Source organism: Algoriphagus sp. 10J20-15 (genome assembly GCF_055809615.1).
In genome coordinates this window covers 109,652-121,768 of the sequence record NZ_JBVVUG010000003.1, presented here as the reverse complement: position 1 = coordinate 121,768, position 12,117 = coordinate 109,652, and the positions used below count along the sequence as shown (strand labels likewise).

Sequence of the window (12,117 nt, the reverse complement as noted above, 5' to 3'; positions counted from 1 at the left end):
ACCCAAAATCCCTCAAAAACTAGCCTTTCGGATGAAACTGATTCCAAGGTTCCGAAGAAGAATACGAAAGAAGACATCGAGAGATCTGGCCTGAATTGGTCACTTTACTCAAAGACACAGGAATCATTGATTATCAGATATTTTTGGATAGAGAAACTTCTAACCTTTTTGCCTTTCAGGTAATAGCAGGAGAAGCAAATTCTCAGGATCTTGGAAGTACCGAGATCGATCCAACGCTGGTGGAAATACATGGCTGATATCATGGAAACTAATCCTGACAACTCTCCTGTTTCTGTCGAACTTCCAAACGTTTTCGACCTCGAATGATCAATTTTCTATGCTTTCAAAATCGAAGATACTCGCTCCTACTTTTCCCTATTTTACTATTCTTTGGCTTTCAACTAATAGAACAAAAATCCCCCGTTTCTAGCGATTGGCCTGAGATCACACAAACTGCCAAACCTTGGACTCGCTGGTGGTGGATGGGAAATGCAGTAGATGAAAAGAATCTCTCCAAACTGCTGGAAACGTATAATGAAGCTGGACTTGGCGGTGTGGAAATCGCTCCTATCTATGGCGCAAAGGGCTATGAAGATCGATACATAGACTTTCTTTCTGAAGACTGGCTGAGCATGTTAGACTTTACGGTCACGAAGGCTCATTCACTTGGAATGGGAGTTGATATGACCCAAGGCACGGGCTGGCCATATGGTGGACCCCAAGTAAGTGTGGAGAATGCCGCAACTCGTATGGTGATTCAGGATTATGAAAAGGTAGATGGTCAACCTTTGTCAACTCCCATTACATTCCAAAAGAAAAGAGAAAATCAATATGATGCTGAGCTTGTAGCAGTAATGGCTTACGACAAAAACTTAAATGCAAAGGATATCACCTCGTATGTAAATGCTAGTGGGCAACTTGATTGGAACGAAGCCGGAGCTTGGCAGATCAAGGCTATTTTCTAGATAAAACAGGTCAAATGGTAAAACGCGCAGCTCCAGGCGGCGTTGGATTCACGCTAGATCACTTCAGTAAACCTGCTGTGGATTCTTACAATTCATATTTTGAAAAGGCATTTGCAGGAAAGAATTACGGTTTCCGTTCTTTTTATAACGACAGCTTTGAAGTCTATGGTGCGGATTATACAGGCAACCTTTTTGAAGAGTTCCAGAAGCTAAGAGGATATGATTTGAAAGAATTTCTTCCGTATCTAGAAAGTGAGAAAAACACAGAGCTAGTTCGAAGAGTCAAGTCCGATTATAGGGAAACTATCAATGATCTCCTATTGAATAATTTTACTAAGAACTGGACTGATTGGGCACATAGTCAATCCAAACTCACCAAAAATCAAGCACATGGATCGCCGGGAAACCTTCTTGATCTCTATGCCGCAGTTGATATTCCGGAATGTGAGACTTTCGGCTCTAGCTACTTCCCTATTCCTGGACTGAGGAGAGACAGCGCAGATATCAGAAATGTAGATCCTGATCCTATTATGCTGAAGTTCGCCTCTTCTGCAGCTCATTTGACAGGCAAAAACCTAGTTTCCTCAGAGACATTCACATGGTTGGGAGAGCATTTCAAATCTTCCTTTTCCCAGATGAAACCTGAAGTGGAGCAGGCGTTTTTGGCAGGGGTAAATCACATTTTCTATCATGGGGTCACTTACAGTCCTGAAGATGTCTCCTATCTAGGTTGGCTTTTTTATGCATCGCTGAATCTGACGCAACAAAACAGTCTTTGGCCACATTTTAAAGGCTTTAATGATTACATCGCTAGATCACAAGCCATTTTGCAAGCAGGTCAAGCAGACAATGAATTGCTGGTTTACTGGCCAGTTTACGACGTTTGGGCGGAGCCAAAGGGCAAAATGGAAATGATCACGGTTCATGCTGTCGATGAATGGCTGCATCCAACGGAGTTTTACAAGCAGTCGAAAAGCTTAATGGAAGCAGGTTATTCCCTCGATTTTATCTCGGATGAAATGATAGCAAATTCATCCGTGAAAGATGGGCACATTCAAACCTCTCCTACTAACTCAGCGAAAGTGTTACTCATTCCTGAGACTGAGTTTATGCCTTTGGAGACATTGAAGGATATTTTAAAATTAGCTGAAAATGGTGCGAAAGTTATCTTTCAATCTAAGCCAAAATCAATCCCAGGCTATCATTCTGACCAAAAGTCAAAACAAGCGGAATTTGATGCATTATGGGCTTCAATAGCATTTCAAGATGGAAAAGTAAATTTTAGAAAAGGCCAGGTCATTCTGAATAGAGACTCTCGTGCAGCTTTGGAAAGCTTAAAGATCAACAGAGAAAAGTTGGTGGATTCTGGACTTGATTTTATCCGTAGAAAAGTAGCTGGTGGCAACTATTATTTCTTGGTAAATCACAGTGCAAATACTATTTATCAAAGCATTTCTCTAAATGCGAAAGCAGGAACAGTGATGATAATGGACCCACTGACCGGAAAAACGGGTACACTTCCTACCACATATAATTCAGAAAACACAACTGTTTCCATCTATTTAAAATCAGGGGAATCTATTTTTCTGAAGACTTTTGAAGATAAAGTAAACTTAGCTATTCCTGCTTGGCCTGACTATTCCCAATCATCAAAAAGCACGAACATTTCGAATAACTGGAAACTTACCTTTACCCAAGGCCAGCCAAAGCTACCAGCAGCACAAACCATGGAAACAATCAAACCATGGACAAGTACAAGTGATGCAGAAGCGGATGACTTCTCTGGTCAGGCAAGCTATACCAGTGAATTTGAATTTAAAAAGTTAGAAGGCAAGCAATACTTATTGACAATTGATAAGGTCTATGAATCTGCTAAAATATGGATTAATGGAGAGTACGCAGGGAATATCTGGAGCATTCCGTACCAATTGGATGTCAGCGAGCAATTGAAAAATGGCAAAAATTCAATCAAAATAGAAGTTGCAAACCTTATGGCTAATAGCATTCGCTATCTTGATAGAAATGGAATCGAATGGAGAAATTATCACGAAATCAACTTTGTGAATATAGATTACAAACCCTTTGATGCCAGTAACTGGAAAACTATGCCATCGGGATTAGAAGGAAAAATTCAGATTTCAGAATTTGATTAAATGTGAAAATCATTATTCTCAAAGATGTTATTTCCCCTAATTTCTTTGATTTACTGGCTCGAAGACCGAAGACGGGTGACCGAAGTAGCCTCAAAGCTAGAGTTAATCAATTCCCCTAGTACTTATTGTTCTTTTTAGTTAGGAGGCTGATTTAAACAAAACCAGATATATAATTATGTATATCCGCTTTTCTACCAGTAAGGTGGCAAAAGCAATGTTAGATCTGTTATACTTAAAAATTGAGGCCACTTCTGCCTGTCCCGCCACTGCGGGAGTCTTCGGTCTTCCAACCTGATAAGCAAAGAATCTAAGTTGAATAACATAATTGCTGATGATCATATAAAATAAACACTAAATGCACTCCCTACCCATATAGCACAGGATACATGAAACTGTCCTCTAACCTAATTTCATCTTTAAGCCCAAAAGAAAATCAATGTCTGAAAAACAAAATCTTAAACAACGGCTCGAAGCTGTAAACGAATACGAACGCACGCCCATTCCAAAAAACAAGCTTAAAGGCTGGAAAAGCTTTATAGGAACCTATGCCGGTGAGCATACCGCAGGAACAGAGTTTGTATTAGGCCCACTTTTCGTAGCTCATGGAGCTTCTGCTGGTGATCTGGTGAGTGGTTTGATTGTTGGAAATATTCTCGCCATTCTAAGCTGGGCATTTTTCACAGGAAAAGTAGCTGTGAAGACCAGAACTACATTGTATTATCAATTGGAGAAAATTGCTGGAAATCGATTTACCATGATTTACAATGTCGTAAACGCTGCTTTATTCTGCTTTCTGGCAGGTTCTATGATAGCCGTCTCAGCCACAGCAGTTGGAATTCCTTTCAATCTTCCTATGCCCTCTCTCACCGATGTCTATCCAAATAGTGTAGGTTGGATTGTCACAGTATTTGCGATTGGTACTATCACTACTTTTGTAGCCATGTTTGGCTTCGGCGTGATATCAAAATTCGCCAATATCGCCGCACCATGGATGATTATGATCTTTATCGCTGCAGCAGTGGGCGTACTTCCTAGATTAGGAATCACCTCTTTTTCTGAGTTTTGGCCTGTAGCAGACAGTACAATTTGGAATGGAGTTCCTTTAGAAGGTCAAAGCAAATTCACCTTCTGGCATATCATGTTTTTTGCTTGGTTTTGTAACATGGGCATGCATATAGGTATGGCTGATATGTCACTTTTGCGCTACGCAAAAAAATGGACCTATGGCTTTTCATCTGCAACAGGCGTTTTCTTAGGCCACTTCATAGCTTGGATGGCCTCTGGAATTTTGTATTCTCTTTTCCTATTGGAGTCAAAAGGCAGTTTAGTATTTGCTCCTGGCCCTATTGCTTATGAAGCAGCGGGAATAGCAGGCGCAGTTTGCGTAGTGATCGCGGGTTGGACTACTGCGAATCCAACTTTATACCGCGCTGGACTCGCTATCCAATCTATCAATCCGAAATGGAAAACCTGGAAAGTGACTTTGTTTGTAGGATTGATAACAACCATCGCTGCTTGCTTCCCCGCTTTGGTAATGCAGTTATTGGAGTTTGTTGCGCTTTATGGATTGATTTTGATGCCACTTGGAGCCGTGATTTTCTTAGATGTATTTGTCCTGCCAAAAATGGGACTTGCCAGCAACTATGCAGAATTGACCAAATCCCACTTCAATCCGGCAGTAGGAATTACTTGGGCCATCTCGCTCATTTTCTGTTTAGGTTTGAATATTTATGGAGGAGTTGAAATCTTCTTCCTAGGACTTCCTGGCTGGTTCGTAGCAGTGGTTGTTTACTTGATTGCTTCAAAAGCTATCCAGAAAAAATCAACGAATGTCTCTCCTACTATTCCTTTAACCTACTGATTGTGAAAAATATACTAAAAATAATATCATTCGCTGCTTTAGCATTGACACTTATCCCTTCCTTTCTGGTTTTGAAGGGTAGCATTACTCCTGAACTTTCCAAAACCCTGATGCTGATCGGCACCATAATCTGGTTTGGCACTGCTTCTTTTTGGATGAATAAGTCCGAAGAGGAAGAAGTGGAAAGTTGAATTAAAGTCCAGCTTCTGGAAAAGCAAGACATCAAATATATTCACTATTACTCTGTGTACTCCGCGTGAACTCCGTGTCCTCTGCGGTTAAAATCTAAAACAATGAAACTTACATTAGATCAAATACAAGCTCAAAATACATCTCTTAGCGCCGACCATACCAGAAGCTTTGAATTCCTTGCTGATAGCCTAGACAAAAAGGGAAATAATGTAGAAGAACTGATTTCCAAACTTCAAGAACTTCAAATAGCCATTCCAAGTTGGGCACTGGGAACAGGAGGAACACGATTCGGGAGATTTTCCGGAGGTGGAGAACCTGCTACTTTGATTCAGAAAATTCAGGATGTGGGAATTCTTCATGCGTTAAACCAATCGAGTAATGCCGTTTCCCTGCATATTCCCTGGGACATACCAAACGATTACCAAGCGATAAAAGATAGTGCATCAGCGGTTGGAATAGGCTTCGATGCTGTCAATTCCAATACTTTTCAAGATCAGGCAGACCAAACGCATAGCTATAAGTTTGGTTCTTTGGCGAATTCCGACACTGCCGTCCGTGAATTAGCTGTGGAGCATAACAAGCAGGTAATAGAGATTGGAGAGAAATTGGGTTCCAAAGCATTGACTGTTTGGCTGGCAGATGGAAGCAGTTTCCCTGGGCAGCATAGTTTGAGAAAAGCGCTGGAAAACACGCATTTATCCCTTCAGGAAATCTATAAAGCAGTTCCAGAAGACTGGAAGCTTTTAATTGAATACAAGCCATACGAACCGAACTTCTACAGCACAGTGATCCAGGATTGGGGAACGTCTTTTCTGCTAGCTAATAAGCTTGGTAAAAAGGCTTATACGCTGGTAGATCTAGGTCACCACCTTCCAAACACGAATATTGAGCAGATCGTGGCAACACTGATGACTGAAGGAAAACTGGGAGGATTTCACTTCAATGACTCTAAATACGGAGATGATGATTTGACAGTTGGAAGTGTAAAACCCTATCAATTATTCCTGATTTTTCAGGAACTGGTGAAAGGTTTTAGCGAAACGAATAATCCCCCACTTTCATGGATGATCGATGCAAGTCACAATTTAAAAGATCCAATGGAAGATTTAATTCAGTCCGTTCAGGCCATTAAGCTAGCCTACGCACAGGCACTTTTGGTAGACAGCAAGAATCTAGAAGCTGCTCAGGAAGTCCATGACGTGGCAGGTGCGCAGGAGATTTTGCAAGATGCCTATAGAACAGATCTCCGTCCATTACTTGCCGAAGCAATGCGCAGATCCGGAGGAGCAATTGATCCAATCAAAGCTTTCCGATCACTTAAAGTAAGAGAAACTCTAATTGAAGAAAGAGGCTTAAAATCAATAGCTTCTGGATTGTAAAAAGTATCATTCTCCACAATCTTACCAACAGACATTAATTCTTTACTCACCTGGCCGGAAGACCGAAGACGGGTGACCGGTGACCGAAGCTGCCTCACTCCTAGTGTTAACCAAATCCTTATTTGGTTTAATCTTATAACATGTGGAAAAAAGGATATAAATAAAAAAACATCCATATTAAATTTCACAAAGAGCTGTACTATAAGTGCGGCTCTTATTTTTTGACTTTTTAAATCCTAACTAAGGGTAATCTCCACCCGAGCTGTCATAGACGTAACATCACAAAAATGACAACATGGGAAAATATAGCCAACTCAGAAAAATCACTCAAGTGTTCAGCGAATACGGAATCGTATTAACTGGTGCTCGAAAGCACGACCACTTCATCTTTGACCTAAGAATGGACAAAATCTTCCTTAATGGATTGATTTACGAATTGGAATATGCTCTCAATATAGAGCTCGAGGACTATAAAGTCATCAATGTGGATGCCCCATCCCAACTGATCGCTTTGCTGCTTGACTAACTGCTTAGGAAAACCCACTACACAAATACAATTACAACGCCAAGTAAAGCACGCTATGCTGTCTCCTATGGCTTGTGGACATATTAAAATTCACCCTAATGAAAACTCTAGCATTGAAATCATCTCTCTTTTCACTTATCTTCTTTATATTCTTTTCAATCTGCTTTGCCCAAGAAAAAAGTCCTGCGCATCTTGGTATTTTCTACCCCATTTCTACCCATGGAACTGAAGCTGCGAATTACACCAACAATTTCAGTTTACACGTGCTCACAGGACTCTCCGGAGGAGAAAATGGAGCGGCTATTTATGGATTGGCAGGAATGGTCAAAGGAGATGTAAACGGAGCTCAAATTTCCGGACTTTGGAATCATGTCACTGGAAAAGTTGTCGGCGCTCAAATCGCTGGATTACTGAATCAAAGTTCCGAAGCTAGTGAAGCAGCTCAGATAGCTGGTTTAAGCAATATTAACCTAGGCGATTCGGCTTTCCAAGCTTCAGGTATCTTCAATAAGGCAGTTTTGGTAAATGGGGGGCAGTTTGCTGGAATCTCAAATATTGCAAATCAGATTGACGGAATCCAAGCTTCTGGTATTGCCAGTCTTTCAAAATCAGTGACTGGAATGCAGGTTTCGGGGATCGTAAGTATTTCTCCCAAAATAGATGGAGCACAGATAGCTGGCATTGCAACTCTATCGAAAACTGTCAAAGGAGTCCAAATAGCAGGAATTTCCAATGTAGCTGAGCACGTAGACGGAGTTCAGATTTCCGGACTTGTCAATCAGGCTAAAACGGTAAAAGGAATGCAAATAGGATTAATCAATATCGCTGATAGCAGTGATGTGACGATTGGTTTGATCAACATTGTGAAAAATGGAGATCATAGATTAGGTGTCTCCATAGATGAAAACTTCAATTCCTTTTTGACTCTTCGCTCAGGTGGAAAGCGAGTTTATGGAATCCTTGGATTAGGAACTAATTTGGAAGCAAAAGACCTGAAATACGGTTTTGAAGCTGGTTTAGGTCTAAATCTAGCAGAATCCAGAAATTTCAGACTAGATGTAGAAGGAGTCAGCAAATATTTGACAGATTTTGAAGGCAGCGATTTCTCCAAGTTCAGCTTTCAATTACTTCCAACTTTGAAGATTTCCCAAGGCATACATCTCTTTGCTGGACCGAGCCTCTCCTATATGCATTCAAGTGATATTGAAGCTGTAGATCATACTGGCTTGACAATTTGGGATGAGACTTGGAGAGAAAATTACCACGCGGCCTTATTGGGTTTTACTGCGGGAATTAATGTGAGGTTTTAAATTAGACGGAAGACAGGAGACTGAAGTCGGAAGAATTCAAGCATCATAGCCCTATTATTATTTAAAAGCGGCTGTTATGAAATCCTTCACTTTTTCGGCTAATCAATGAAATTGAGCCAACTTCGGTCTTCCGTCTACTGTCTTCCAGCCTACTCTGATGTAAAATCTTAGTATTTTTACCAAATGCACTAAGGGTAAATTCTGTTCAGCTTGTCATTTTAATGAAAGCATCAAAAAATTGAAAGTGACTGAGATACACTTAAATCCGTCTAACCCTCCCACACTCGTTGATGAAGAGTCATTCGAGGCCGTTTTCAAAACCTATTTTAAGGCTTTGCATGCCTATGCCATGGCGATTCTCAAAGAATCGGAAACTGCCGAGGAAGTCGTACAGAGCGTTTTTCTTAAGCTGTGGGAAAAGCGGGAAACCTTAGAAATCAGCAGTTCGCTAAAGGCTTACCTCTACCGAGCTGTTTACCACGACAGTCTGAACCACATCAAGCATCTACAAGTGAAACGAAAGCATTGGGACCATGCACACTACGAAATGACTCAGGGCAAACCTGAGCAGGTCGGCGAGCAGATAAAGGGCCAGGAAAATGAATTATATGAGCGCTATCATTTGGCTTTGGAAAAACTGCCAGAGAAATGTCGGATGGTATTTAACCTTAGCAGGTTTGAGGAATTGAAGTACCAAGAAATAGCCGATCGGCTGGAGATCTCCATCAAAACGGTGGAAGCACATATGGGAAAAGCACTGAAAACTTTGCGAGTGGAACTCGCAGAATTTCTTCCGCTGCTTTTGATGTTTTTGATAAATCTATAAGCTATGGAAACCATGAACGAAGAAAAATTGATCAAATATTTGCTTCAGGAAAGTGATGCCGAGGAGACCAAAGCTATACAGAAATGGATTTCGGAAGATGAAGCAAACCAAAAACAGTTTGAAGAAATCAAGTGGATCTGGGATTCCAGTAGCTTGCTTTTGGAGAAAAGCGAAGTGGATGAAAACCACGCTTGGCGGAATTTCACACAGCTTAGAGACAAACCACAAGCTAAAAAAATGCAGTCGAATCAACGCTTTTTACAGAGCAACTGGGTTAGAGTAGCAGCTGCAGTTACTTTGATTTTCGTATCCGCTTGGGTTTATTCGACATTCCTACCGCAATCGGGAAAAGCATATTTTAGCTCCGTTGAACTACAGTCAGAAGATTCTCCTATCGAAGTTCCGTTACTTGACGGAACCCAGATCACGTTAAACAAGAATACTGCTTTAAATTATTCCCAAAAGCTATTCGCAAGCCAAAGAATAGTTAACCTGAAAAGCGGAGAAGCCTTTTTTGATGTGAAAAGGAATGAAAATAAGCCGTTTGTAATTCAATCTGAAGGCGTTCAAATCACTGTGCTTGGAACAAGTTTTCATGTAAAAACAACTGGAAATATCACTGAGGTAATCGTTGTTACTGGTTCAGTACAAGTTGAGATTGATGGTAAAAAAGAAGTTCTAAAACCTGAAGAAAAACTTTCTGTAAATCAGGAAACCGGAGAAATGCTGAAGACTACGCCATCCAATAACCTTTACAATTATTACGTCAGCAAAAGATTCCAAGCTGATGGAATTCCGTTGCAGGAATTAGTCGCGTCATTAAATGAAGCCTACGATTCAAACATAGAAATTGCTAGAGGAGAATTAAAAGCATTGACCATCACCACCACGCTGGAATATGGCTCACTAGAAAAGAATCTTGAAGTGCTAAGAGAAACGCTAAACCTCACAATCGTTCGACAAAGCGGGAGAATAATCATACAGTAAGAAACTTTCTCATGGAAATAAAGGACTATGGTTGAAAAAATCATAGTCCTTACTTTGTTAAATTACCCCAGATTTTAATCCTAAGTTATCAATGCTGCGATTCAACTCATTTTTTAGATTCTGTCTCCTAACCTTGGTTTTTTTGCTGTGTTCATTAGAAGGTTTTTCACAAATGATGCTTGAAAAGAAAATCAAAATAGAATCAGATGAAGAATTGAGTTTACGGCAAATGCTTGACTCCCTTTCTGCCCAAAATAATTTCTATTTTTCCTACGAAAGCAGCCTTTTGGAACTGTACAAAACGCTGGAAGCCCCCAAATTCTCAGGTTCCATAGGCGATTTTTTACTGAAAGAACTGGGAGATGACTATGAATACAAGGAACTCCCTGGCTATATTATCATTCGATTTGCTCCCGAAAGGCTAGATCTGGATGCAGAAATGGATACCCGATTCAATACCGTAACGGTAAAGGGCTACATCAAAAATGTACAGACACAAGAGGTGGTGAGCCAAGCGAGTATTTATGATAAAAACAGCCTTGCTTCCACCCTGACGGACAAAAATGGCTATTTCAAATTAAAATATAAAAAGAAGGATTCTTCAATTTAGCTTACCCTGAGCAAGGAAAATTATCGTGATACCACCTTTTTGCTTTTGCCAACGGTGAGTATTGTAGCAGAGAAGGAGAACCGTAGATTCCGATACATTCCTGGTGATAGTGCTACAAAATCCCTAGAAGAGAGTTTCCTAGGAAAGGCTTTTATAGGTTTTAAGCAAAGGCTTCAGGGCATCAACATGGGAAATTTCTTTGCTGAAAGCCCTGTGCAAATGTCCTTGATTCCAGGTTTGAGTACCAAAGGAATGTTCAGCAGTCAGACGATTAGCAAGTTTTCGCTCAACCTAATCGGCGGATATACAGCTGGAATCGAAGGAATGGAAGTAGCTGGGATTTTTAACATCAACAAGCGGGATGTTAAGTCACTACAAGTAGCCGGGATTTTCAACTTGGTTGGGGGAAGTTCCAAAGGCTTGCAAGTAGGTGGAATTTATAATTCTGTGTACAAAAACGTAGATGGACTGCAAGTTGGAGGAATTTTAAATCAAGTAAAGGGCAATGTAAAAGGCCTTCAGGTAGGCGGAATAGCCAATTATGTCAAAGATACAGCTACGGTGCAAATTGCCGGAATTGTAAATCATGCTGATCAATCCAGACATTTTCAACTTGCCGGAATCACTAATAATACCTCAAAATCAGCTGGCTTCCAGTTAGCGGGCATATCAAATATCGCAGGAGAGTCTGTTGACAATCAAATAACCTCCATTTACAACCGAGCCAAAGTTGTCAATGGATTTCAATTTGCTTTGATCAATAGTGCCCAGGAAAGTGATTATCCTATTGGCCTGTTGAACTTCATAAAAAATGGAGAGAAGAATCTTGGACTTTCCATTGATGAGTCTGGGTTCACGCATTTTGACTTTAGATCAGGTGGCAGAAAAATGTATGGAATTCTCGGAGTGGCATACAACCTTAGAGATATAGATACTCCAATCGGGCTTGAAGCAGGATTGGGTATTCATCTGATTCCTGAAAAGAAGTTTTCTTTGGACACAGAATTTGTCTCGCTTACAGCAAGTGATTTTGTGGAAGTAGCAAACCACATTCAGTCTTTTCGACTCTTCCCTGGCTTTAAATTCGGGAATCATCTGCGAATCTTTGCTGGCCCGAGCTTGAATTTTGCCTTCCTAGATCCTGGGCAGGAGGATTTCACCAAAGGTTGGAATATCCTGGAAAAAACTACGTTAAATGGCATTTACAGGAGTTATGGAGGCGTTAGTGGTGGGTTGCAAGTGATTTTTTAACATTAAGCAGTTCTTCTATTCCTCTACAAAACATCAGGTCTATAATGGTTCGGCATT

At 40.6% G+C, this 12,117-nt stretch carries 13 protein-coding genes; all 13 read left to right on the top strand.

The features are described 5' to 3' along the window. Positions 1-95: 95 nt before the first annotated feature. The 13 genes from AC0L6R_RS01000 (at position 96) to AC0L6R_RS00940 (ending at position 12,060) form a co-directional block, all read left to right on the top strand. Positions 96-257, top strand: coding sequence for a hypothetical protein (locus AC0L6R_RS01000; RefSeq protein ID WP_473269497.1), 162 nt, complete (start codon positions 96-98; stop codon positions 255-257). Next, a complete protein-coding gene (locus tag AC0L6R_RS00995; RefSeq protein ID WP_473269649.1) occupies positions 250-327 on the top strand; it encodes a hypothetical protein in 78 nt (25 codons plus the stop codon). Before AC0L6R_RS01000 ends, AC0L6R_RS00995 begins: the two co-directional genes overlap by 8 nt. After that, entirely contained in the window at positions 324-965 is a 642-nt protein-coding gene (locus tag AC0L6R_RS00990) for a glycosyl hydrolase (protein ID WP_473269496.1), read from the top strand. The genes AC0L6R_RS00995 and AC0L6R_RS00990 overlap by 4 nt, the downstream gene beginning before the upstream one ends. 14 nt (positions 966-979) lie before the next feature. After that, the gene (locus AC0L6R_RS00985) at positions 980-3,118 is read left to right on the top strand and encodes a glycosyl hydrolase (protein ID WP_473269495.1); all 2,139 of its coding nucleotides are present in this window, start codon (positions 980-982) and stop codon (positions 3,116-3,118) included. A 436-nt stretch (positions 3,119-3,554) separates the two neighbouring features. Next, positions 3,555-4,979 (top strand): purine-cytosine permease family protein, encoded by a 1,425-nt coding sequence (locus tag AC0L6R_RS00980; RefSeq protein ID WP_339864879.1) that lies wholly within the window; start codon positions 3,555-3,557, stop codon positions 4,977-4,979. Positions 4,980-4,981: 2 nt separating this feature from the next. Next, positions 4,982-5,170: a hypothetical protein gene (locus AC0L6R_RS00975; protein WP_473269493.1), complete on the top strand. Its 189-nt coding sequence runs from the start codon at positions 4,982-4,984 to the stop codon at positions 5,168-5,170. Positions 5,171-5,272: 102 nt separating this feature from the next. Then, complete coding sequence (locus tag AC0L6R_RS00970) at positions 5,273-6,550, top strand: sugar isomerase (protein ID WP_473269491.1); 1,278 nt, start codon at positions 5,273-5,275, stop codon at positions 6,548-6,550. Between the two features lie 295 nt (positions 6,551-6,845). Further along, complete coding sequence (locus AC0L6R_RS00965; RefSeq protein ID WP_283413245.1) at positions 6,846-7,076, top strand: acyl carrier protein; 231 nt, start codon at positions 6,846-6,848, stop codon at positions 7,074-7,076. A 98-nt stretch (positions 7,077-7,174) separates the two neighbouring features. Beyond that, positions 7,175-8,386: a hypothetical protein gene (locus AC0L6R_RS00960; RefSeq protein ID WP_473269488.1), complete on the top strand. Its 1,212-nt coding sequence runs from the start codon at positions 7,175-7,177 to the stop codon at positions 8,384-8,386. A gap of 244 nt (positions 8,387-8,630) precedes the next feature. Continuing rightward, on the top strand, positions 8,631-9,212 hold the full coding sequence (locus AC0L6R_RS00955) for an RNA polymerase sigma-70 factor (protein ID WP_473269486.1): 582 nt from the start codon (positions 8,631-8,633) through the stop codon (positions 9,210-9,212). 12 nt (positions 9,213-9,224) lie between these two features. After that, on the top strand, positions 9,225-10,199 hold the full coding sequence (locus AC0L6R_RS00950) for a FecR family protein (protein ID WP_473269484.1): 975 nt from the start codon (positions 9,225-9,227) through the stop codon (positions 10,197-10,199). 142 nt (positions 10,200-10,341) lie between these two features. Then, entirely contained in the window at positions 10,342-10,809 is a 468-nt protein-coding gene (locus AC0L6R_RS00945; protein WP_473269483.1) for a peptidase associated/transthyretin-like domain-containing protein, read from the top strand. A gap of 54 nt (positions 10,810-10,863) precedes the next feature. Next, on the top strand, positions 10,864-12,060 hold the full coding sequence (locus AC0L6R_RS00940; protein WP_473269482.1) for a hypothetical protein: 1,197 nt from the start codon (positions 10,864-10,866) through the stop codon (positions 12,058-12,060). Positions 12,061-12,117: the final 57 nt, after the last annotated feature.

What these genes read in the sequence shown, in the direction of transcription:
- AC0L6R_RS00995 (WP_473269649.1), top strand. Translation starts at nt 250, where the DNA reads ATGGCTGATATCATGGAAACTAATCCTGACAACTCTCCTGTTTCTGTC.
- AC0L6R_RS00990 (WP_473269496.1), top strand. Translation starts at nt 324, where the DNA reads ATGATCAATTTTCTATGCTTTCAAAATCGAAGATACTCGCTCCTACTT.
- AC0L6R_RS00985 (WP_473269495.1), top strand. Translation starts at nt 980, where the DNA reads ATGGTAAAACGCGCAGCTCCAGGCGGCGTTGGATTCACGCTAGATCAC.
- AC0L6R_RS00980 (WP_339864879.1), top strand. Translation starts at nt 3,555, where the DNA reads ATGTCTGAAAAACAAAATCTTAAACAACGGCTCGAAGCTGTAAACGAA.
- AC0L6R_RS00970 (WP_473269491.1), top strand. Translation starts at nt 5,273, where the DNA reads ATGAAACTTACATTAGATCAAATACAAGCTCAAAATACATCTCTTAGC.
- AC0L6R_RS00965 (WP_283413245.1), top strand. Translation starts at nt 6,846, where the DNA reads ATGGGAAAATATAGCCAACTCAGAAAAATCACTCAAGTGTTCAGCGAA.
- AC0L6R_RS00960 (WP_473269488.1), top strand. Translation starts at nt 7,175, where the DNA reads ATGAAAACTCTAGCATTGAAATCATCTCTCTTTTCACTTATCTTCTTT.
- AC0L6R_RS00950 (WP_473269484.1), top strand. Translation starts at nt 9,225, where the DNA reads ATGAACGAAGAAAAATTGATCAAATATTTGCTTCAGGAAAGTGATGCC.